The 21,222-nt window shown below is 73.8% G+C and carries 25 protein-coding genes; 15 read left to right on the top strand and 10 right to left on the bottom strand.

Annotated elements, in window-relative coordinates; all coding sequences use genetic code 11:
• Positions 1–18 precede the first annotated feature (18 nt).
• A complete protein-coding gene (locus tag AB0637_RS00125; RefSeq protein ID WP_366169102.1) occupies positions 19–243 on the top strand; it encodes a DUF3046 domain-containing protein in 225 nt (74 codons plus the stop codon).
• A gap of 16 nt (positions 244–259) precedes the next feature.
• Here AB0637_RS00125 and AB0637_RS00120 read toward each other — a convergent pair whose 3' ends face one another.
• Together AB0637_RS00120 and AB0637_RS00115 are read right to left on the bottom strand one after the other, a co-directional pair.
• Positions 260–787, bottom strand: coding sequence for a DinB family protein (locus tag AB0637_RS00120; RefSeq protein WP_366169101.1), 528 nt, complete (start codon positions 785–787; stop codon positions 260–262).
• Positions 778–1,677 (bottom strand): SMP-30/gluconolactonase/LRE family protein, encoded by a 900-nt coding sequence (locus tag AB0637_RS00115; RefSeq protein WP_366169465.1) that lies wholly within the window; start codon positions 1,675–1,677, stop codon positions 778–780. The genes AB0637_RS00120 and AB0637_RS00115 overlap by 10 nt, the downstream gene beginning before the upstream one ends.
• A gap of 295 nt (positions 1,678–1,972) precedes the next feature.
• Between AB0637_RS00115 and recA the strand changes: the two genes are divergently transcribed.
• From recA to AB0637_RS00100, 3 genes are all read left to right on the top strand, one after another.
• Positions 1,973–3,013 carry a recombinase RecA gene (gene recA, locus AB0637_RS00110; RefSeq protein ID WP_366169100.1) on the top strand — a complete coding sequence of 347 codons (1,041 nt, stop codon included), beginning with the start codon at positions 1,973–1,975 and terminating at the stop codon, positions 3,011–3,013.
• A 98-nt stretch (positions 3,014–3,111) separates the two neighbouring features.
• Complete coding sequence (locus AB0637_RS00105) at positions 3,112–3,525, top strand: regulatory protein RecX (protein WP_366169099.1); 414 nt, start codon at positions 3,112–3,114, stop codon at positions 3,523–3,525.
• A 10-nt stretch (positions 3,526–3,535) separates the two neighbouring features.
• Positions 3,536–3,829, top strand: coding sequence for an antibiotic biosynthesis monooxygenase (locus AB0637_RS00100; RefSeq protein WP_366169098.1), 294 nt, complete (start codon positions 3,536–3,538; stop codon positions 3,827–3,829).
• 25 nt (positions 3,830–3,854) lie between these two features.
• On the opposite strand, the gene AB0637_RS00095 is transcribed toward AB0637_RS00100, so the two are convergent.
• From AB0637_RS00095 to AB0637_RS00080, 4 genes are all read right to left on the bottom strand, one after another.
• Complete coding sequence (locus AB0637_RS00095) at positions 3,855–4,742, bottom strand: amino acid ABC transporter permease (RefSeq protein WP_366169097.1); 888 nt, start codon at positions 4,740–4,742, stop codon at positions 3,855–3,857.
• Complete coding sequence (locus AB0637_RS00090) at positions 4,739–5,383, bottom strand: amino acid ABC transporter permease (protein ID WP_366169096.1); 645 nt, start codon at positions 5,381–5,383, stop codon at positions 4,739–4,741. Before AB0637_RS00090 ends, AB0637_RS00095 begins: the two co-directional genes overlap by 4 nt.
• A gap of 80 nt (positions 5,384–5,463) precedes the next feature.
• Entirely contained in the window at positions 5,464–6,369 is a 906-nt protein-coding gene (locus AB0637_RS00085; protein ID WP_366169095.1) for a glutamate ABC transporter substrate-binding protein, read from the bottom strand.
• Positions 6,370–6,434: 65 nt separating this feature from the next.
• On the bottom strand, positions 6,435–7,235 hold the full coding sequence (locus tag AB0637_RS00080; RefSeq protein ID WP_366169094.1) for an amino acid ABC transporter ATP-binding protein: 801 nt from the start codon (positions 7,233–7,235) through the stop codon (positions 6,435–6,437).
• A gap of 118 nt (positions 7,236–7,353) precedes the next feature.
• Here AB0637_RS00080 and miaB point away from each other — a divergent pair, with 118 nt between their 5' ends.
• Positions 7,354–8,865 (top strand): tRNA (N6-isopentenyl adenosine(37)-C2)-methylthiotransferase MiaB, encoded by a 1,512-nt coding sequence (miaB, locus tag AB0637_RS00075; RefSeq protein ID WP_366169093.1) that lies wholly within the window; start codon positions 7,354–7,356, stop codon positions 8,863–8,865.
• 158 nt (positions 8,866–9,023) lie between these two features.
• Here the strand turns inward: miaB and AB0637_RS00070 are convergent, their stop codons facing one another.
• Positions 9,024–9,368 carry an antitoxin gene (locus AB0637_RS00070; protein WP_366169092.1) on the bottom strand — a complete coding sequence of 115 codons (345 nt, stop codon included), beginning with the start codon at positions 9,366–9,368 and terminating at the stop codon, positions 9,024–9,026.
• 110 nt (positions 9,369–9,478) lie between these two features.
• Here AB0637_RS00070 and miaA point away from each other — a divergent pair, with 110 nt between their 5' ends.
• Positions 9,479–10,420: a tRNA (adenosine(37)-N6)-dimethylallyltransferase MiaA gene (gene miaA / locus AB0637_RS00065; protein ID WP_366169464.1), complete on the top strand. Its 942-nt coding sequence runs from the start codon at positions 9,479–9,481 to the stop codon at positions 10,418–10,420.
• On the top strand, positions 10,417–11,349 hold the full coding sequence (gene dapF / locus AB0637_RS00060) for a diaminopimelate epimerase (protein WP_366169091.1): 933 nt from the start codon (positions 10,417–10,419) through the stop codon (positions 11,347–11,349). The genes miaA and dapF overlap by 4 nt, the downstream gene beginning before the upstream one ends.
• Here dapF and AB0637_RS00055 read toward each other — a convergent pair.
• Entirely contained in the window at positions 11,333–11,986 is a 654-nt protein-coding gene (locus AB0637_RS00055) for a methyltransferase (protein ID WP_366169090.1), read from the bottom strand. The two genes, dapF and AB0637_RS00055, sit on opposite strands and share 17 nt — an antisense overlap.
• Before the next feature lie 151 nt (positions 11,987–12,137).
• Between AB0637_RS00055 and hflX the strand changes: the two genes are divergently transcribed.
• The 3 genes from hflX to AB0637_RS00040 all read left to right on the top strand — a co-directional run bounded on the left by hflX (position 12,138) and on the right by AB0637_RS00040 (position 16,685).
• Positions 12,138–13,757, top strand: coding sequence for a GTPase HflX (gene hflX / locus AB0637_RS00050; protein ID WP_366169089.1), 1,620 nt, complete (start codon positions 12,138–12,140; stop codon positions 13,755–13,757).
• A gap of 253 nt (positions 13,758–14,010) precedes the next feature.
• Positions 14,011–15,966, top strand: a complete 1,956-nt coding sequence (locus AB0637_RS00045) for an ATP-dependent DNA helicase (RefSeq protein WP_366169463.1) — start codon at positions 14,011–14,013, stop codon at positions 15,964–15,966.
• A gap of 53 nt (positions 15,967–16,019) precedes the next feature.
• Complete coding sequence (locus tag AB0637_RS00040; protein WP_366169088.1) at positions 16,020–16,685, top strand: aspartate/glutamate racemase family protein; 666 nt, start codon at positions 16,020–16,022, stop codon at positions 16,683–16,685.
• 51 nt (positions 16,686–16,736) lie between these two features.
• Here AB0637_RS00040 and lexA read toward each other — a convergent pair whose 3' ends face one another.
• A complete protein-coding gene (lexA, locus tag AB0637_RS00035; RefSeq protein ID WP_366169462.1) occupies positions 16,737–17,393 on the bottom strand; it encodes a transcriptional repressor LexA in 657 nt (218 codons plus the stop codon).
• A gap of 280 nt (positions 17,394–17,673) precedes the next feature.
• Here lexA and AB0637_RS00030 point away from each other — a divergent pair, with 280 nt between their 5' ends.
• From AB0637_RS00030 to AB0637_RS00015, 4 genes are all read left to right on the top strand, one after another.
• Positions 17,674–17,943, top strand: a complete 270-nt coding sequence (locus tag AB0637_RS00030; protein ID WP_366169086.1) for a DUF2277 domain-containing protein — start codon at positions 17,674–17,676, stop codon at positions 17,941–17,943.
• Between the two features lie 198 nt (positions 17,944–18,141).
• The gene (locus AB0637_RS00025; RefSeq protein WP_366169084.1) at positions 18,142–18,591 is read left to right on the top strand and encodes a LysM peptidoglycan-binding domain-containing protein; all 450 of its coding nucleotides are present in this window, start codon (positions 18,142–18,144) and stop codon (positions 18,589–18,591) included.
• A gap of 127 nt (positions 18,592–18,718) precedes the next feature.
• Positions 18,719–19,222: a transcriptional regulator NrdR gene (gene nrdR, locus AB0637_RS00020; RefSeq protein WP_366169083.1), complete on the top strand. Its 504-nt coding sequence runs from the start codon at positions 18,719–18,721 to the stop codon at positions 19,220–19,222.
• Positions 19,223–19,288: 66 nt separating this feature from the next.
• Positions 19,289–20,194: a PAC2 family protein gene (locus AB0637_RS00015; protein WP_366169081.1), complete on the top strand. Its 906-nt coding sequence runs from the start codon at positions 19,289–19,291 to the stop codon at positions 20,192–20,194.
• A 36-nt stretch (positions 20,195–20,230) separates the two neighbouring features.
• On the opposite strand, the gene AB0637_RS00010 is transcribed toward AB0637_RS00015, so the two are convergent.
• Entirely contained in the window at positions 20,231–20,686 is a 456-nt protein-coding gene (locus AB0637_RS00010; protein ID WP_366169079.1) for a pilus assembly protein CpaE, read from the bottom strand.
• A 71-nt stretch (positions 20,687–20,757) separates the two neighbouring features.
• Between AB0637_RS00010 and AB0637_RS00005 the strand changes: the two genes are divergently transcribed.
• Positions 20,758–21,108, top strand: coding sequence for a hypothetical protein (locus AB0637_RS00005; protein WP_366169077.1), 351 nt, complete (start codon positions 20,758–20,760; stop codon positions 21,106–21,108).
• The last annotated feature ends 114 nt before the right edge of the window (positions 21,109–21,222 follow it).

The following is a 21,222-nucleotide window of genomic DNA, read 5'->3' as shown; positions in this document are numbered from 1 at the left end:
CGTGGCACCCTGGCGCCCATGCGCGTCAGCGAGTTCTGGACCTTGGTCACCGACGAGTTCGGGGACGCCTACGGGCGGTCGCTGGCCGCCGACCAGCACCTGCTGGCCCTCGACGACCGGACGGCGCGCGAGGCCCTCGACGCGGGGGTGGAGCCGAAGGCGATCTGGCTGGCCCTGTGCGAGGCCATGGACGTCCCCGAGGCGCGGCGCCTGGGCAGGGACCCCCGGCCCCGGCGCCGCTGACCGGTCGGTTCGCCCGTCACTCCCCGGTGGCGCCGTCGATCCGCTCGCGCAGCAGGTCGGCGTGACCGTTGTGCCGGGCGTACTCCTCGACGAGGTGCACGAGCACCCAGCGCACGCTCGTCGTCCCCTGCCGGGGGTGCTCGAAGACCTCGTCGAGGTCGTGCGCGGCGAGGACCCGCCGGGCCTCGTCCTGCTCGCGGGCCAGCCAGGCCAGCGCCTCGTGCGGGTCGGCGTCGTCGACGTCGTCGAAGTCGCCGTCGGGGTTGTCCGGCGAGTACGTGACCGGGGGAGCGTCCTGGCCGTCGACCCGGGTCCGCCACCAGCTGCGCTCGACGTCGGCGAGGTGCCGCACGAGGCCCAGCAGCGACATCGACGACGGTTCGGCCGACCGGCGCCGCAGCTGCTCCGCGTCCAGCCCCGCGACCTTCCACGCGAAGGTGGCGCGGTGGAAGTCGAGGAAGCCGGCCAGCGTCTCGCGTTCGCCGGCTCGCTGCGGCGGTTCGGGGCGCCCGGGCTCGGCGGCGACGTCCTGGTTCACCGCCACGTCAGGTCCGCCCCGACCGCCGTCGTGCGCAACCGGTACAGGCTCGTCGAGGCGGCGACGAACAGGTCGGTGCCGTCGGCCCCGCCGAAGCAGACGTTGGCGACGACCTCGCCGACGACGACCTCGAGCAGGCGGGTCCCGTCGGGCGCGAAGACCGTCACCGCGTCGCCGTTGCTCGTCCAGACGTTGCCGGCCGTGTCGACGCGGAAGCCGTCGGCCAGGCCGCGGTCGACCTCGACGAAGACCCGTCCGTTCTTGACGACGGGTCCGGACGGGACGGCCTCGGCGCCGCGACCCCCGCGCACGCCCGTGAGGACGTCGTAGACGCGGATGAGGCGGTGGGTGCCGTTGCCGGGGGTGGGGGCGGCCGACGTGTCCGCGACGTAGAGCAGGGACTCGTCGGGGGAGAAGGCGAGCCCGTTGGGCTCCTCGACGTCGGTGACGACGACGCGCAGCTCACCCGTGGCCGGGTCGAGGCGGAAGACGAAGTTGTCGCCGTACTCGCGGAACCCCTCGTGGCCCTCGACCTCGACCGTGATGCCGTAGGGCGGGTCGGTGAACCAGATCGCGCCGTCGCGGGCGACGACGACGTCGTTGGGGGAGTTGAACCTCTTGTCGCCGAACCGGTCGACGAGGACGTGGGTGCTGCCGTCGGCCTCCGTGCGCTCGACGGCGCGCCGGCCGTGCGAGCACGCGACGACGCGGCCCTGCCCGTCCAGGGTGCGGCCGTTGGTGAACTCGACCCCGTCGGCGTGCACCGTCAGGCCCTCGGTGCCCTCGTCCCAGCGCAGGATCCGGTTCCCGGGGATGTCGCTGAAGATGCAGGCGCGTTCGGTCGGCAGCCAGACCGGGCCCTCGGCCCACGTGCTGCCGGTGCCGAGGCGTTCCAGGACGGCACCCGCGGGGACGAGGGCGGCACCGCGCGGGTCGAGGACCTGCGGGACGGGCCGGGGGCTGGGCTGAGGGGTGGGGGAGGACTCCTGTGTCACGGCGCCGAGCCTAGCCACGGGCCGACACGCCGGGCAGCGGTGGCTTGGGATCGAACACGTGTACGGATAGCATCGCCGTGTCCACAGGGGGCTCGCCGGGCCGTTCGTCCACAGCTCCCCGCTCGTGCGGGGGTCGTGTCGGAGGTCCGTCCTAGCGTGACCCGCATCAGTTGGAACCACGACCAGAGGTGAGGACATGCCCGCTCCTGCGGACCGCGAGAAGGCCCTCGACGCCGCGCTCGCCGCGATCGACAAGAACTTCGGCAAGGGCTCGGTCATGCGGCTGGGCGACGACGTCCGCCCCCCGATCGAGGTCATCCCCACCGGCTCGATCGCGCTCGACGTGGCGCTCGGCATCGGTGGTCTCCCGCGCGGTCGCGTGGTCGAGATCTACGGGCCGGAGTCCTCGGGGAAGACGACGGTCGCCCTGCACGCGGTGGCCAGCGCCCAGCGCAAGGGCGGCATCGCCGCCTTCATCGACGCCGAGCACGCGCTCGACCCCGACTACGCCGCCAAGCTCGGTGTCGACACCGACGCCCTGCTCGTCTCCCAGCCGGACACGGGGGAGCAGGCGCTCGAGATCGCCGACATGCTGATCCGCTCCGGCGCCCTCGACATCATCGTCATCGACTCCGTCGCGGCCCTCGTGCCGAAGGCCGAGATCGAGGGCGAGATGGGCGACAGCCACGTGGGTCTGCAGGCGCGGCTCATGTCGCAGGCCCTGCGCAAGATCACCGGCGCGCTGAACCACTCGGGCACGACGGCCATCTTCATCAACCAGCTGCGCGAGAAGATCGGCGTCATGTTCGGCTCGCCCGAGACGACGACGGGCGGGAAGGCGCTGAAGTTCTACGCCTCCGTGCGCCTGGACGTCCGCCGGATCGAGACGCTCAAGGACGGGACGAACCCCGTCGGCAACCGCACCCGCGTCAAGGTCGTCAAGAACAAGGTCTCCCCGCCGTTCAAGCAGGCGGAGTTCGACATCATCTACGGCCAGGGCATCTCCCGCGAGGGTGGGCTCATCGACCTCGGCGTCGAGCACGGCTTCGTCCGCAAGTCCGGCGCCTGGTACACGTACGAGGGTGACCAGCTCGGTCAGGGCAAGGAGAACGCCCGCGCCTTCCTGCGCGACAACCCCGACCTCGGTGACGAGATCGAGAAGCGCATCAAGGAGAAGCTCGGCATCGGGCCGCGGATGGACGCCCCGGCCGAGGTCGAGACGAAGGTCGAGTTCTGAGTCGTCGTGACCAGACGCCTCCCGGTCCGGACGAGAACCCGGACCGGGAGGCCGATCCGCACGAGGTCGCCCGCGCGATCGCGTTGCGGCAGTTGACGATGGCTCCACGCTCCCGCGCGCAGTTGGCCGAGAAGATGGCTGCGCGCGAGGTGCCGTCGGACGTCGCGGTCGAGGTCCTCGACCGGTTCGAGGAGGTCGGTCTCGTCGACGACCGCGCGTTCGCCGCCGGCTGGGTGCGGTCGCGCAGCAGCGGTCGCGGACGCCGCGCCCTGGCCCAGGAACTGCGCCGCAAGGGTGTGGACGACGAGACCGCCGCCGAGGCGCTGGAGGTCGTGGACCACGACAGCCAGCTCGACGCGGCCCGCGACCTCGTGGACCGCAAGCTGCGGTCGGTGGCCGGGCTCGAACGGGCCGTCGCCGAGCGGCGGCTCTTCGGGATGCTGGCGCGTCGGGGGTTCCCCACCGACGTCGTGATCCGGGTCGTGCGCGAGGCGCTCGACGGGCTGGCGTAACGTCCCGTCGGTGACCGTCATCGCGATCCTGGAACTCACCCTCAAGCCCGAGTGCGTCACCGACGCCCCGGCGATCATCACCGAGACCCTCGAGGCCACCCGCGCCTTCGAGGGCTGCCTGGGCTGTGAGGTGACCGTCGACAACGCCGACGAGACCCACGTCGCCATCGTCGAGCGGTGGACGTCGGCCGAGGCCGACGCCGCCTACCGCGCGTTCCGCGCCACCCCCGAGGGCGCCAGCCGCCTCGGGGAGGTCATCGCGGACCGCAAGCTCACCGTCTACACGGTCCGCGAGGACATCTGAGCGACAGGTCCTGCAGGGCCGGCGGTCAGGCCAGACCGCCGGTCACCTGCGACCCCTTGTCCACCGAGACCGTGGCGGTGGTCCGCCGCCCGGTCGACAGCCGGCGCTGCACCCACCGGGCCAGCAGTTCGAGCAGCAGGTTGATGACCACGAAGATCAGGCCCACGACGAGGTAGGTCTGCAACGAGTTGTCGAGCACCTGGCGCAGCCGGTTCGCGATCTCGCCGAGGTCTCCGAGCGAGACGAGCACGACGCTGCCGAGGGCCGTGTCCTTGAGGACGACGACGAGCTGGCTGATGAGCGCCGGCAGCATCGCCCGCACGGCCTGCGGCAGCTGGACCTGCTGCATGACCTGCACCGGCGTCAGTCCGATGGCGAGCCCGGCTTCCACCTGACCCCGGGGCAGGGACTGGATCCCGGCCCGGACGATCTCGGAGATGATCACGCAGTTGTAGAGCGTGAGCCCGACGACCAGCACCCACATCGACCCGGGGTGGATCCCCAGCGTCCGCAGCAGCACGTCGACGAAGAGGATCGTCACGACGACGGGCAGGCCGCGCAGGAGCTCGACCAGGGCGATGAGCGGCACCCGGGCGGGGGTCGGCAGCAGGACGCGCAGGGCGCCGATGACCAGCCCGAGGACCACGGAGGCGATGACGGCGAAGAACGCCACGCGCAGGGTGACGGACAGGCCCTGCAGCAGCAGGCGCCACACGGGGGAGAAGTCGGAGTTCGTGGGGTCGAGGAGTGGCCCCCACTTCTGCGCGCTCAGCTGCCCCTGGGCCTGCAGGCGCAGGAGGACGACGACGACCACGGCGGCGAGGACCACCGCGGCCACGATGCTGCCGATGCGGGTGCGCCGGCGGGCCACGGGCCCGGGGGCGTCGAAGAGGACGGCCGTGGGTGCGCTCACCGGACCACCGCCAGCTTGCGCTCGGTCAGCGCGAGGAGCAGCGCCGCCGACAGGGTGAGGACGAGGTACCCGAGGGCCATGCCGGTGATGACGGGCAGCCGTGGCAGCCCCTGGGCACTGGCCAGCCGGGCGTAGACGCTGAACAGGTCGCCGCCCACGCCCATCGCCCCAGCGACGGCGGAGTTCTTGATCATGGCGATGAGGACGTTGCCCACGGGCGGCACGACGGCGCGCAGCGCCTGCGGCAGGACCACCTCGGTGAGCGTGAGGCGGAACGGCAGGCCGATGGCCCGCGCCGCCTCGGCCTGGCCGGAGGGCACCGTGGCGATGCCGGACCGCACGGCCTCGCAGACGAAGGCCGCGGTGTAGACGACGAGCCCGCAGACCGCGAGCGTGTAGTTCGAGGCCCGCAGGCCGAAGGCGGCCGGGACGGCGAAGACGAAGAAGAACAGCACGATGACGAGCGGGGTGTTGCGCAGGAGCGTCACGTAGACGGTGCCGACGCCCCGCAGGACGGGGACGGGGCTGACGCGGAAGACCGCCAGCACCGTGCCCAGCACCAGGCAGCCGACCGCGGCCCACGCCGCCAGGCCCAACGACCGCAGGAACCCCGCGGCGAACAGGTCGATGTTGTCGATCACGGGATCCAGGGGGATCGCCTCCAGGAGTGCGGACGGCGGGGTGGGCGGTCACACGGTGACCGCCCACCCCGGGCGACGGGTCAGGCGCAGGCGTCCGCGGTCGGCAGCGTCGGCAGTTCGGTGCCCTCGTACTTGCCGGCCGTGGCCTTCCACGCCTTCTCGTACGAGCCGTCGTCGGACATCTCCTTCAGGGTCGAGTTGATGAACTCGCAGAACTTCGTGTCGCCCTTGGTGATGCCGATGCCGTAGGGCTCCTCGGTGAACTGCTCACCGACGAGCTTGAAGGCGTCGTTCGACTTCGCCACGAGCCCGGTGAGGATGACGTTGTCGGTCGTCACCGCGGCGACCTGGCCGCTCTGCAGCTGGGCGGCGCAGTCGCTGTACCCGGCGAACTCCACGAGCTGGCTCGGGTCGGCCAGGTACTGGCGGATGTTCTCGGCCGGCGTCGACCCGGTGACCGAGCAGATCTTCTGGTCCGGGTTCGCCTTGAGGCTGTCCGGGCCGGTGATCGTCGTGTTGTCCTTGGCCACCATGATCTGCTGACCCGCCACGTAGTACGGGCCTGCGAACGTGATGCGTTCCTTGCGCTTGTCGTTGATCGTGTACGTCGCCACGACCATGTCGACGTCCCCGTTGGCGATGAGGTCCTCGCGCTGGGCGCTGGGGGCCGGGACCCACGAGATGGCGTCGGGGGCGACGCCCAGCTTGGCGGCGACGTACTCGGCCACGTCGACGTCGAAGCCCTCGGGCTTGTTCTCCAGGTTGGCCTCGCCGAACCCGGGCTGGTCGAACTTCGTGCCGATCGTGATCTTCTTCGCCGAGGAGATGTCGGCCATCTTCGTGCCGGCCTCGAAGGACGCGCTGGCCGCGGCCGTCGGCTGGTCGGCGGCGTCCCCACCGGACAGTTCGCCGCCGCCGCCGCAGGCGGTGAGGGCGAGCAGGGCGGCGGCCGTGCCGGCCAGGGTGAGCGATCGCAAGGACCTCATGGGGTGGATTCCTCCGGGGGTGGGGTGCGGTCGGGCTCGGTGGGTGCGAGGGGTCTCGCGGTCGGTCAGTGGGTGAGGATCTTCGAGAGGAAGTCCTTGGCCCGGGCGTGCCGGGGCGCGGTGAAGAACGTCTCGGGGTCGGTGTCCTCGAGGATCCGGCCGTCGGCCATGAACACGACCCGGTCGGCCGCGCGGCGGGCGAACCCCATCTCGTGGGTGACGACGACCATCGTCATGCCCTCCTTGGCCAGGGCGGTCATGACGTCGAGGACCTCGTTGATCATCTCCGGGTCCAGGGCCGAGGTCGGCTCGTCGAAGAGCATGACCTTGGGGTCCATGGCCAGGGCCCGCGCGATGGCGACGCGCTGCTGCTGACCGCCGGAGAGCTGGGCCGGGTACTTCGCGCCCTGGTCGGCGAGGCCGACCCGCGCCAGGAGCTCGTCGGCGCGACGGCCGGCGTCGGCGGCGGAGACCCCGCGGACCTTCGTCGGCCCGAGGGTCACGTTCTCCCGGACCGTCTTGTGCGCGAAGAGGTTGAACGACTGGAAGACCATCCCGACGTCGGCGCGCAGCTGGGCCAGGGCCTTGCCCTCGGCGGGCAGGTCCTTGCCGTCGATCGTGATGCGGCCCTCGTCGATCGTCTCGAGCCGGTTGACGGTCCGGCACAGCGTCGACTTGCCCGACCCCGAGGGCCCGATGACGACGACGACCTCGCCCTCGGCGATCGTCAGGTCGACGTCGCGCAGCACGTGCAGGGCGCCGAAGTGCTTCTGCACGCCCTCCAGGCGCACGAGGGGGCGCCGCTCGGGCCGTGCGGACGATCCCGGGGCGGGTGACGGCTGAGGGGCCCGTGCCTGGTCACTCATGCGGCTGGACCGTACAGGAGCTGCTCAGCCTGTCCATGGAAACGCCACGCGGGTGGTGGGATCGTGACGAGAAGGTGACTCCCGGGGCCTGGCCCGCGGTCACCTAGACTGACGGGTGATGAGCACGTCGACCGCCCCCGCCCAGCCGGACCCGCGACGCACCTACCAGGTGCGCACGTTCGGCTGCCAGATGAACGTCCACGACTCCGAGCGGCTCTCGGGCCTGCTCGAGGACGCCGGGTACGTGCGCTTCGACGAGGCGGGGGGCGAGGGGCCGGTCGAGCCGGACGTCGTCGTCTTCAACACCTGCGCGGTGCGTGAGAACGCCGACAACAAGCTCTACGGCAACCTCGGCCACCTCGCTCCGGTCAAGGAGCGCCGTCCCGGCATGCAGATCGCCGTCGGCGGGTGCCTGGCGCAGAAGGACCGCGGAGAGATCGTCCGCAAGGCCCCGTGGGTCGACGTCGTCTTCGGCACCCACAACGTCGGCTCGCTGCCGGTGCTGCTCGAACGAGCCCGGCACAACGCCGAGGCCCAGGTCGAGATCCTCGAGTCCCTCGAGACCTTCCCCTCCACGCTGCCCACGCGCCGGGAGTCGCCCTACGCGGCCTGGGTCAGCATCTCGGTGGGCTGCAACAACACCTGCACGTTCTGCATCGTCCCCGCCCTGCGCGGCAAGGAGAAGGACCGTCGCCCAGGCGACATCCTCGCCGAGGTGGAGGCGCTCGTCGGCGAGGGCGTCCTCGAGGTGACGCTGCTGGGGCAGAACGTCAACACGTACGGCGTCGAGTTCGGCGACAAGCTCGCCTTCGGCAAGCTGCTGCGCGCCACGGGGGGCATCGCGGGCCTGGAACGCGTCCGCTTCACGAGCCCGCACCCCTCCAGCTTCACCGACGACGTCATCGACGCCATGGCCGAGACGCCGAACGTCATGCCGAGCCTGCACATGCCGCTGCAGTCCGGGTCCGACCGCGTCCTGAAGGCCATGCGCCGCTCCTACCGGCAGTCGCGGTTCCTCGGGATCATCGACGGGGTGCGCGACCGGATCCCCGACGCAGCGATCACGACGGACATCATCGTCGGCTTCCCCGGGGAGACCGAGGAGGATTTCGAGCAGACGCTGCACGTCGTCGAGCAGGCGCGGTTCTCCAGCGCCTTCACGTTCCAGTACTCCCCGCGCCCGGGGACGCCGGCCGCGACGATGGGCGACCAGGTGCCGAAGGCGGTCGTGCAGGAGCGGTACGTGCGCCTGACGGAGCTGCAGGACCGCATCACGTACGAGGAGAACGTCGCCCAGACCGGCCGCACCCTCGAGGTCCTCGTCGCGGAGGGCGAGGGGCGCAAGGATGCTGCCACGCAACGCCTGTCGGGCCGTGCGCCCGACAACCGGCTCGTGCACTTCGCGGTCCCGGCGGGCACGACGCTGCGACCGGGTGATGTCGCCACGGTGACCGTCACGCGCGGCGCGCCGCACTACCTCGAGGCCGACGACCTGTCGTCCTTCTCCGTGCGCCGCACCCGCGCCGGCGACGCGTGGGAGGCCCGGCAGGCCCGGCCCGAACCCGAACCCGAGGTCGAGTCCGGACCGCGCCCGGTCGGGCTGGGGATGCCCGCCCTGCGTCCCGCCTGAGCCACCCCGCCCGAGCTACTTCGAGGGCGGGACCGACGGGTCCGGGACGGGGTCCGGTCCGGGCGTCGGACCCGGGTCCGGCATCGGCGGCGACCCCGGCTGGCCGGGCGTGGGGACCGGGCTCGGCGGCGTCGGGACGGGCGGAGGGGTGGGGATCGTCACCGGTGGGCTCCTGTCGTGCGGGGCCCGCTCATCGGCGTGCCGTCCCAGCTGACCCCGCCGCGCATGGCCGAACCGCCGCCGGCGACGGTGGCGGCCGGTGCCTGCTCGGCGGCCAGGTCGACGCCCTTGCGGGCGAGGTCGCTGACCTTGGAGACCTGGTCGGCGAACTTGCCGTCGGTGCGGGCGTTGAGGAACTCACCGGCCTTGCCGATCGCGCCGTCGGCGCGGTCGGAGTGCTCGGCGGCGAAGGTGCCGGCCTTGACGCGGGCCTGGTCGGCCAGGTGCAGGGCCTGGTCGGCGGCCTCGCCGATCTTGACCTTGAGGAAGTCGATGGTGCCCACGGGTCTCCTCCTGCGTGCTGCGAGCGTTCCTGCGGGTGGACGGACGTCCTCCGATGCTCTGCCACGATGACGCCGTGGGCCAGTCGAACGTTCCCGTGATCGCCCCCGTGGTGGCCCCCGTGGTTGCAGTCGTGGGCCCGACGGCGTCCGGCAAGTCCGACGTCGGCGTCGCGATCGCCCGTCTGCTGTCCGCACGGGCGGGCACGCCGGGGGAGGTCGTCAACGCCGACGCCCTGCAGTTCTACCGGGGCATGGACGTCGGCACGGCGAAGATCACCGTCGCCGAGCGCCGGGGCGTCCCGCACCACCTCCTCGACGTCCTCGACGTCACGCAGACCGCCGAGGTCGCCACCTTCCAGGGGTGGGCCCACGACGCCTTCGACGACGTCACGCGGCGGGGCGGGGTGCCCGTCCTCGTCGGCGGGTCCGGCCTCTACGTCCGGGCCGCCCTCGACGACCTGCGCTTCCCGGGCAAGGACGCCGAGGTCCGGGCCCGCTGGGAGGCGGAGCTGGACCGGCTCGGTCCCCCGGCGCTGCACGCCGTGCTCGTGGAGCGGGACCCCGCGGCGGCGGCCGCGATCCTGCCCTCGAACGGGCGGCGCATCGTCCGGGCCCTGGAGGTCGGGGAGATCACCGGCGCCCCGTTCGCGGCCTCCCTGCCCGAGCAGACGTACCGGCGCCCCACCGTCCAGGTCGGGTTGGCTGTGCCGCGCGAGGAGCTCGTCGCCCGCATCGACGCCCGCGTCGACCGCATGTGGGCCGCGGGGCTCGTCGAGGAGGTCCGCGCCCTGGAGACGCAGGGGCTGCGCGAGGGGCGCACCGCGGGCCGCGCGCTCGGTTACGCGCAGGTGCTCGACGCCCTCGACGGTCGCACGACCCTGGAGGAGGCCCGGGAGCTCACCGCCCGCCTCACCCGGCGCTTCGCCCGCAAGCAGGACGCCTGGTTCCGCCGCGACCCCCGGGTGCACTGGCTGTCCGCGCCGGACGGGACCGACCCCGAGGACCTGGCGCGCCGGGCGCTGGACCTGCTGCCCGTAGCATCGCCCGCGTGACCAGCGAGATCAGCTTCACCAAGGGCCACGGCACCGAGAACGACTTCGTGCTGGTCGCCGACGCGGACGGGGCCTGGAACCCCGGCGCGGACGTCGTGGCGTGGCTGTGCGACCGCCGCGCCGGGCTCGGCGCCGACGGGCTCGTGCGCGCCGTGCGCACGGCGGCCGACCCCGCCGCGGCGCAGTGGGCCGGCGAGGCCGAGTGGTTCATGGACTACCGCAACGCCGACGGCTCGATCGCCGAGATGTGCGGCAACGGCGTGCGCGTCTTCGCCGAGTTCCTCCTGCAGCAGGGGCTGCTGCCCGAGGCCGCCGTCGCCGGGGAGTGGTTCCCCGTCGCGACCCGCGCCGGTGTCAAGCGGCTGCGGCGCGAGGGTGAGGGCAGCTGGACCGCCGACATGGGCCCCTGGCGCCTCAGCGGCGGTCGGCGGGCGCTCACCGACGGCTCCGACGCGCTCGTGCACGTGGACGGGCTCGACGGGGTGGCCCGGCCCGCCCTGTCCGTCGACCTCGGCAACCCGCACACCGTCGTGGCCCTGCCAGACCGCGGCGAGCTCGCCGCCGCCGACCTGACCCGCGCCCCGCGCGTGGAACCGGTCCCGCCGCACGGCACGAACGTCGAGCTCGTGGTCCCCGTCGACGCCATCGACCTCGACGGCGACGGCGGCGCGGACATCGGCGACGTCTCGATGCGCGTGCACGAGCGCGGGTCCGGCGAGACGCGGTCGTGCGGCACCGGGGCCTGCGCCGCGGCGCTCGCGACCCGCGCCTGGGCCGGCGAGGGCGCGCCCGGGGTGTGGCGGGTCCGCGTGCCCGGTGGTCGCCTCGTCGTGACGGTCGGCGCCGGTTCCACCCTCACCGAGGGCACCGTCTGGCTGTCCGGGCCGGCGCGGCTCGTCGCGTCGGGCACCGTCAGTCTTCCCGGCTGACCGTCAGGACGCGGAACCCCTTCGAGGTCTTCGTCCGCTCGGTGCGCGTGCCGGGCAGGACGCCGGAGGCCAGCCAGGTCTGCAGCGAGTCCGCGCCCAGGTTCTTCTGGACCACCAGGTGCGCCCGGCCGCCGGGCGCCAGGCGGGGCAGCCACTGCAGCAGGAGCTCGTGCAGCGCCTCCTTGCCGATGCGGATGGGCGGGTTCGACCACACCTCGGCGAAGCGCAACGCGGGGTCCACGGCCTCGGGCAGGCTCGCCCGCACCTCGACGCCGAGCCGTTCGGCGTTGCGCCGCACCAGGTCCAGGGCCCGCTCGTTGACGTCGACGGCGTGCACGACCTGCCGCGGCCGCAGCAGCGCCAGGCTGAGCGCGACGGGGCCCCAGCCGCAGCCGAGGTCCAGCACGTCGCCCGCCCGGTCCGCCGCGCCCGGGTCCTCCTCCAGGACGGGCAGCAGGACGGCGGTGCCCTTGTCGAGCCGGTCGCCGCTGAAGACCCCGCGGGCCGTCGTCACCGTCACGTCGCGGCCCGCGAGGCGGACCGTCAGCTCGCGGCGCTCGTCGGCACTGGCGGGCTGGGCGGTGAAGTAGTGCTGGGGGTCGGGCTGAGCGTCGGGCTGGGGGTCTGGCGCGGGCACGACGGGCAAGCGTAGGGCCGCCGGGGGGCGCCACCTGCCCGGAGCCGGGACACGACGACGAAATAGCGTCGCCGTCCCGACCGTTGACTGAGACGCTTGGTGCAGCCCCGAACAGCAGCGGGGAGCACCAGCAGGCCGACCGAGGAGGTCCATGAACCAGCGCCACGATTCCGCGACGGAGCAGTCGACGGAACCCACGACGAGCCCCACCCACGAGGAGCGCGACCAGGAGTTCGACCGGGCCATCGCCCGCATCCTGCGCGGCCACGGGGACTCGCAGACAGGGGTGGCGCAGGAGGGCCCGGACGACCAGCGCGACCCCGACGGACACACCACCACCGGGCGCTCGGACGGGCACTCGGACGGGCACACCGCCTGGGACGGGGACCAGCTCGACCTCGCCGACCGCCGCGCGCTGCGCCGCGCGGCCGGCCTGTCCACCGAGCTCGCCGACGTCACCGAGGTCGAGTACCGGCAGCTGCGCCTCGAGCGCGTCGTCCTGGCGGGGGTCTGGTCCAGCGCCGACTCCAACCGGGCCGAGGCCGAGGTCTCGCTGCAGGAGCTGTCCGCCCTGGCGGCCACCGCGGGCTCGGACGTCCTCGCCGGCGTCCTGCAGCGCCGCACCACCCCGGACGTCGCGACCTACCTGGGCTCCGGCAAGGCCGAGGCGCTCGCCGAGCTCGTCGCGGCCGAGGGCGCCGACACCGTGGTCTGCGACGGGGAGCTGTCCGCGTCCCAGCGCCGCGGACTGGAGGACATCGTCAAGGTGAAGGTCGTCGACCGGACGGCCGTCATCCTCGACATCTTCGCCCAGCACGCCAAGAGCCGGGAGGGCAAGGCGCAGGTCGAGCTCGCCCAGCTCGAGTACCTGCTCCCGCGCCTGCGCGGGTGGGGTGAGTCGATGTCCCGGCAGGCCGGTGGCCGGGTCGCCGGCGGTGCGGGGATCGGGTCCCGCGGTCCCGGTGAGACGAAGATCGAGCTGGACCGCCGCCGCATCCGCAGCCGGATGGCCAAGCTGCGCCGCGAGATCAAGGGCATGGGCACCGCCCGCGTCGAGAAGCGGTCGCTCCGGCACGCCCGGGCCGTCCCGTCCGTCTCGATCGCCGGGTACACCAACGCGGGCAAGAGCTCGCTGCTCAACCGGCTCACCGGGGCCGGTGTCCTCGTCGAGAACGCGTTGTTCGCGACGCTGGACCCGACGGTCCGGCGCGCCGAGACCCCCGAGGGCCGGCCGTACACCCTGGCCGACACCGTGGGGTTCGTCCGTTCGCTGCCGCACCAGCTCGTCGAGGCCTTCCGTTCGACGCTGGAGGAGGTGGCCGAGTCCGACCTCGTCGTGCACGTGGTCGACGGCTCGCACGCCGACCCCGAGGGGCAGCTCGCGGCCGTGCGCGGGGTCCTCGCGGACCTCTACACCGAGCGCGGCACGACCCCGGTCGCGGAGCTGGTGGCGGTCAACAAGGCGGACGTCGCGGACCCCGAGGTCCTCGACCGCCTGCTGCGCCGGGAGAAGAACGCCGTGGCCGTCTCGGCGCGGACCGGCGCGGGGATCGAGGAGCTGCTGGCGCGCATCGCCGAGCAGCTCCCCGTCCCCGACGTCGAGCTGGAGGTGTGCGTGCCCTACGACCGGGGTGACCTGGTCCACCGGGTGCACACGACCGGACAGGTCCTCGACGAGGAGCACACGGCCGACGGCACGCGGCTGCTGGCCCGCGTCCGTCCGCGGCTGGCGGCCGAGCTCGAGCGGTACCGGCTGTCCCGGACCGCCTGACCCCGCGCCGACGTGACGACGCCGTCCCCACAGCCGTGGGGGCGGCGTCGTGCTGTGGACGGTGGTCGGTCGTGTCGGTCCCGCGGGGGAGGATGAGCCGGTGAGCACGACAGCCGGACCCCCCAGCGCCGACCCCGAGGACACGACCCGGGACCTCGACCGGGAGGCCCCGGACGGGACGGCGGGCGACGCGTCCGACGTCGACGACGTCGACGGCCCGGAGGCGGCCGCGCTCCTGGACCAGGTCGTCACGGTGCTCGGCGGGCAGCGCCGCGAGGGCCAGGTGCGGATGGCCGAGGCCGTCACCGACGCCATCCGCACACGGCGGCACCTGCTCGTCCAGGCCGGCACGGGCACGGGCAAGTCGATGGCCTACCTCGTGCCCGCCGTCGCGCACGCCGTGCACACCGACCGCCGGGTCGTCGTCACCACCGCCACCCTGGCCCTGCAGGCCCAGGTCGTCGAACGCGACCTGCCGCGGCTGGCGCAGGCCATCGCCCCGGCGCTGCACCGCGCGCCGACGTGGGAGCTGCTCAAGGGCCGGGCGAACTACCTGTGCCGCAACAAGCTCGACGGCGGCTTCCCCAGCGACGAGGGGGCCCTGTTCGACGTGGCCGCCCCGACGGGGGAGGGTCCCGCCGACACGGGCCGGCTCGGCCGCGAGGTGGTGCGCCTGCGCGAGTGGGCGGCCACCACCTCGACGGGGGACCGGGACGACCTCGACCCCGGGGTGAGCGACCGCGCCTGGCGGCAGGTGTCCGTCTCCGCCCGCGAGTGCCTGGGCGCCCAACGCTGCCCGGTGGCCGCGGAGTGCTTCTCCGAGCAGGTGCGGGCCCGCGCCCGGCAGGTCGACGTCGTCGTCACCAACCACGCCATGACGGCCATCGACGCCATGGAGAACGGCGGGCAGCTGCTGCCCGAGCACGACGTCCTCGTCGTCGACGAGGCGCACGAGCTCGCCGACCGGGTCACGGCCGTCGCCACGGCCGAGCTGTCCGCCTCGGTCCTGCACGCGGCCTCCCGCCGGCTGCGCCGCAGCGCCGGCATCGTCTCCGAGGCCCTCGACGACGCCTCCGTGGCCCTCGAGGCCGCCCTCGACGACGCGGCCCCGGGGCGCATCGACCGGTGGCCGGACGCGCTGGCCGACGCCGTCGTCGCCGTCCGCGACGCCGCCCGGCAGGCCCTGACCGACCTCAAGGACGCCTCCGAGGGGGCGGCGAAGGAGGACGACCCGGAGTCCCGCGGGGCCCGTCACCTGGCCCGTGCCGCGGTCCAGGAGGTCTTCTCGGTGGCCGAGCGGCTCGCGGCCGACGTCGGCCGCGGCGCGCAGGACAGCTTCGACGTCGCCTGGGTCACGGCCGGTTTCGGACCGGCGTCGCGGGCCCCCTCGCTCCACATCGCGCCGCTGTCGGTGGCGGGGCTGCTGCGCGAGCGGCTCTTCACCGAGCGCACCGTCGTCGCCACGTCGGCCACCCTCACGCTGGGCGGGTCCTTCGACCCCGTCGCGGGGGCCTTCGGGTTGAAGAGCCCCAAGGGGTCGGGGACGCCGTGGACGGGGGTCGACGTCGGCAGCCCGTTCGACTACCCCCGGCAGGGGATCCTCTACGTCGCCCGGCACCTGCCGCCGCCGGGCCGGGCCGGGGCCGGGGAGGCCGTCCTCGACGAGCTCGCGGCCCTCGTGGAGGCCGCCGGCGGCCGCACGCTGGGCCTGTTCTCCTCCCGCCGTGCCGCCGAGGAGGCGGCCGAGGCGCTGCGCGACCGGGTCGCCACGCCCGTGCTGTGCCAGGGCGAGGACCGCCTGCCCAAGCTGGTCCGCGACTTCACCGAGAACCCCGCCACCTCGCTGTTCGGGACGCTCTCGCTCTGGCAGGGCGTGGACGTGCCGGGCGACAGCTGCTCCCTCGTCGTCATCGACCGCATCCCCTTCCCCCGTCCCGACGACCCGCTGATGTCGGCGCGGTCCCGCGCCGTGGACGCGGCGGGCGGCAACGGCTTCCTCTCGGTCTCGGTCGCGCACGCGGCCGTGCGGCTGGCCCAGGGGGCCGGCCGGCTCATCCGGGCCACGGGGGACAAGGGGGTCGTGGCCGTGCTGGACTCCCGGCTCGCGACGGCGCGCTACGGCGGTTTCCTGCGCGAGTCCCTGCCGGACTTCTGGTCCACGACGTCGACGGACACCGTCCTGTCGGCTCTGCGGCGGCTGAGCGGGTGACGAGCACCGTGACCCCTGGCGCCGAGACGGTCGCGGCGTGTCATGCTCGGAACGTGGCCACCGTCGGCTTCCTCCACTCCGCGCACGCGCACGTGCGCACCTTCAGCGACCTCCTCGCCGCCCGCGACGACACCGTGCAGGCGCGGCACCTGGTCGACACCGGACTGCTGGCCGCCGCCCGCGCGCACGGTCTCGACAGCGTGCGGGCCGCGCTGGGCGACCGGCTGCGGCGCCTGGTCGCCGAGGGTGCCGACGTCGTCGTCTGCACGTGCTCGACGCTGGGCCCGACGGCCAAGCAGGTCGGTGCCGAGATGGGGCTGCGCGTCGTGCGCGTGGACCGGCCGATGGCCGAGGCCGCGGTGCTCGCCGGCCGGCGGGTGGCGGTCGTCGCCTCCCTCGACGAGGCGCTCGCGACCGCGATGCCCCTGCTGCACGAGTGCGCCGACACGACCGGTCGCACGGTGGAGTTCGTGGAGGTGCGCTGCACGGACACCTGGCAGGCGTTCGAGGCGGGGGACCTGCTGACGTACACGACGGGCGTGGCCGACGCCGTGCGCCGGGCCGTGCGGAGCCTGGACCCGCCGGTGGACGTCGTCGTCCTGGCGCAGGCCAGCATGCTCGACGCGGCCCCGCTGCTGCGGGACCTGCACGTGCCGGTCCTCACCTCGCCCCGCCTGGCGGTCGAGGCCGCGGTCGAGCTGGTCCAGCCGGTCCGCTGACCCGGCGCCCGTGCGGGCGGCGGGGTCAGCGGTGCGGGCTGCGGGTGCGGCTCAGAGGCTGCGCAGGACGGCCGTGACCTTGCCCAGGACGGTCGCCTCGTCGCCGTCGATCGGCTCGAAGAGCGGGTTGCGCGGCAGCAGCTTGACGTGACCGTCCTTGCGCTGCAGCACCTTCACGGTCGCCTCGCCGTCGATCATGGCGGCCACGACGTCGCCGTTCTCGGCGGTCGGCTGCTGGCGGACGACGACCCAGTCGCCGTCGCAGATCGCGGCGTCGACCATCGACTCGCCCACGACGCGCAGCATGAAGTGCTCACCCGTGCCGATGAGCTGCGAGGGCAGGGGGAACACCTCCTCGACGAGCTCCTCGGCGAGGATCGGGCCACCGGCGGCGATGCGACCGACGAGCGGCACGTAGACCGGCGTGGGCCGGCCGTCCTCGGCGGACGCCTCGACGCCGGAGATGAGGCCCCAGCCGAACTGCGGGGCGGGGCTCACGACCTCGAGGGTGCGCGGACGACGCGGGTCCTTGCGCAGGTACCCCATCTTCTCCAGCGTCTTGACCTGGTGGGCCACGCTGCTCGGGCTGGTCAGCCCGACGGCCTGCCCGATCTCGCGCATGCTCGGCGGGTACCCGCGCTGCTCGACGCACTCCTTGATCGCGTGCAGCACGCGCCGCTGGCGGTTCGTGAGGCCGTCGCGCACCACGGGGACGTCCGGGAACTCGTGGACCGTCCCGAGGGGGCCGGCGTCCTCGCCCGCTCCGTCCGTCGTTCCGTCCAGCGCGTCGGTCACGTCCTTCTCCTGTCTGCGGTGTCGCCCGGGTCGGGAGGTCCTCCGGTGCCGCCACGGTAGCCAGCGGGCCGGTGATGATCAAACAGGTGTTCGAACCGGCGTGTCGCCGGGAGGTGTCGGCGAGGGGCCTCGGCCCGTCGCGCCGGCCGCGCGCGACCTTCCCGGGGCGGGGGTCCGTGCCTAGGGTCGGAGCATGTGCCGGAACATCCGCCAGCTCCACAACTTCGCCCCTCCCGCGACGTCGGAGGAGGTGCAGGCCGCCGCGCTGCAGTACGTGCGCAAGGTCGCGGGGACGACGCGCCCGTCGGCGCGCAACCAGGAGGCCTTCGACCGCGCCGTGGCCGCCGTCGCCCACGCGACGGCCCACCTCCTCGACGACCTCGTGACCGCTGCGCCGCCCAAGGACCGCGACGTCGAGGCGGCCAAGGCGCGTGAGAGGGCGGCGAAGCGCTACGCCTCCTGACGGGCCGCCCGCGCCATGCGCGAGCGTCGTCGCAGGTCAGGCCGTCTGTCGGAGGTCGGTGGCAGCGTCTGTCCGCGTCGCCCCCCGGTCCCTCGCGGGTCCCAGGGGTTGCGCTCCACCGTTCGAACGGTGGTAGAACAGACGAGTCGGGTCGAACACCCGTTCGACCCGGCGTCACCGAGATGGAGGTCCACGCTCGTGAGCACCACCGCCCTCGCCCCGTCCTTCGCGGCCCCCGCGCCGTTCACCACCCCCTCGCCGTTCTCCGGCCCGCGCGCCGGCCGTCGCGCCCGTCGGTGCGCGCGACCCGCCGCCGTCCGCCGGGTCCGCGCCGACCGCCGACCGCTGCGGCTCACCCGCCGCGGCCGCCTCCTCGTCACGTGCACCGCCGCGACGGCCCTCACGGGTGCCGTGGTCGCCGTGACCGGCGCGTTCACCGGCGCGTCGGCCGGTGCCGACCGCGCGCCCGCGCCGGTCGTCCTCACCGTCGTCCCCGGCCAGACGCTGTCGGCGATCGCCGCGCAGTGGGCGCCCCAGCAGGACTGGCGCGAGGTCGCGGGCGAGATCGTGCAGCTCAACGACCTGCCGTCGATGACGGTGCAGGCCGGCCAGCAGCTGACGATGCCCGACCTGCCCGACCGGCACTGACGTGGTCCCGGTGCCGTCGCCCCGTCCGGCGGGTCCGGGCACGGGGTCAGTTGCTGTGCACACGTCCCGCGACGTACGGTCGAGCCTGCGCCAGAGGTTCCGTACGGTCGCGGGGGAGGAAGTCGGGGTGCACTGCCCGTTCTGTCGGCACGAGGACTCCCGTGTCGTGGACTCCCGCACGACCGACGACGGCAGCTCCATCCGTCGCCGTCGTCAGTGCCCGAACTGCTCCAAGCGGTTCACGACCGTCGAGACGGCGAGCCTGACCGTGGTCAAGCGGTCCGGGGCACCCGAGCCGTTCAGCCGCGCGAAGATCGCGTCCGGTGTGCGCAAGGCGTGCCAGGGGCGTCCCGTCAGCGAGGACGACATCGCCCTGCTCGCCCACCGCGTCGAGGAGGCCGTCCGCGCCCAGGGTGCCGCCGAGATCGACGCCCACCAGGTCGGGTTGGCCACGCTGCCCTTCCTGCAGGAGCTCGACGAGGTCGCCTACCTGCGCTTCGCCTCGGTCTACCAAGCGTTCGACTCCCTGGCCGACTTCGAGAAGGCGATCGACCGGCTGCGCACCGAGCGCGAGGCCGGCCTCGCCGCGGTGACCGCCCCCGCGGGGCGTCCCGTCCCGACGGCAGGCTGACGCGGGGGAGCCCCCTGCCTGGACCCTGCCCGTCCAGGCGGCGCGTCCCCCGGCGATGATGGGCGGATGCTGGATCCGTCCTCGCTCTACTCCTACGAGGGTGAACGGCCCGCCCTCGTGGAACCGCCCCTGGTGGTCGCGCTCTCCGGGTTCGTCGACGCCGGGGGTGCCGTCCGCCAGACGGTCGAGCACCTGCTCGCCGTGTGCCGCCACGAGGTGGTCGCCACCTTCGACGTCGACCAGCTCCACGACTACCGCGCGCGCCGTCCGACGATGACCTTCGGCGGCCAGAACTGGCTCGAGGTGCAACCGCCGCGCCTGCGGCTGCTGCGGGTCTTCGACGAGGAGGGCTCCTCCCTGCTCCTCCTCTCCGGTCCCGAGCCGGACGTGCAGTGGGAACGCTTCTGCGCCGCCGTGTGGCGCATCGTCGACGAGCTCGGCGTGGGCCTCGTGACGGTCCTGTCGGCCGCTCCGACCGCGGTGCCGCACACGCGGCCCTCGGGGGTCACCGCCAGCGCGAGCCGGCCGGAGCTGCTCGAGGGCTACCGGACGTGGGACGTCGAGGCCCAGGTCCCCGGGCACGCGTCCGCCCTCCTGCACCTGCGGGGGTCGCAGGCCGGCCGGGACGTCATCTCGGTGCTCGCCCACGTCCCGCACTACCTCGCCGGCAGCGACTACCCCGACGCCGCGGCCGTGCTCGTGCGGACGATCTCGGGGGCCACGGGCGTGGCGATCGACGTCGAGACGCTGCAGGAGGCCGCCGCGGCCACCCGCGTCGAGGTGGACCGGCAGGTGGCCGAGTCCGCGGAGGCGGCGGGCGTCGTGACGGCCCTCGAGGAGCAGTACGACGCCTCCGGCGACGAGGGTCGCGGCACCAGCGCCGCGAGCGCCTTCCTGCCCACGGCCGACGAGATCGCCGAGGAGTTCGAGCGGTTCCTCGCCAAGCGCGAGGAGGACCCCGGTCCCGAGTGAGGACCGGGCGTCAGGACCGGGCGTCAGGACCGGGGGTCAGGACCGGGCGGTGGCCCCGCCGGTCCCGACGCTCCCGCCGGCGGCGCCGGACACGTGGTGCAGCAGGGCCTGGCCGTACGCCTCGGAGGCGTCCCGGGCCTCGAAGGCGTCCGCGCCGTCCTCGTCCAGCAACAGCACCCGGTACAGCGGCCCCTCGGCGTCCGCGCGCCGTTCCAGGCGGGTGAAGCGGTCGCCGAGGAGCTCGCGCAGCTGGTGCTCCGACGGCAGCCAGCACGCCTCGGGCTGGTCCACGGAGTCCAGGGCCCACTCGGTGGTGCCGTTGAACCCGATGACGCGGCCCGTCGGGTGGTCGTGGACCTCGACGGTCATGTCCGACAGCGTGAAGACGTCGGCGTCCATGTCGCGGTGGGGGATGACGAAGCGGTCGCCGGAGGTGGGGTGCCACTGCAGGCCGGCGTCCTTGAGGCGCAGGGCGAGGTCGACGGAGATCACGGTCCCATCATGGGCCCGGGGTGCGGGCCCCGTCGTGCCGGAACGGACCGGGCACGGTAGGAACGTCCACCATGGACGCCAGCTCCCTCGACCTCGACGCCGCCCGCGAGCGGCTCCTCACCATGCAGGCCGACCTGCAGACCACGATCGACGACCTCGTCGCCCGGTTGGAGTCCGGCAGCACTCCGGACGCCGCCGAAGGCGGCCAGGACGCGGGCGACATGGGCGCCCACGAACAGCAGGCCGCCGAGAACGAAGGCCTGCTGGAGGGGGCCCGTCGGCGCCTGGACAGCGTGCAGGACGCCCTCAAGCGCCTCGACGCCGGCACGTACGGCACCTCGGTCGTCTCCGGCAAGCCCATCCCGCCCGAGCGCCTCGAGGCGCTGCCGGACGCGGCGACCCTCGCGGGCGAGAAGCTCTAGGCCTCGCACCCACCGGGGCCGCCGCCCTCAGCGCAGGGTCCCGCGCCTGGAGAAGGAGGTCAAGGGCAAGAAGGCCGACCCGGCCGTGCTCAAGGCCGCCGTCGCCGCGCAGGC

The organism is Kineococcus sp. NPDC059986, from assembly GCF_040702905.1.
Classification (GTDB): Bacteria; Actinomycetota; Actinomycetes; order Actinomycetales; family Kineococcaceae; genus Kineococcus.
The sequence above is the reverse complement of the archived record's forward strand: the minus strand, read 5'-3'. Positions and strand labels throughout refer to the sequence as shown.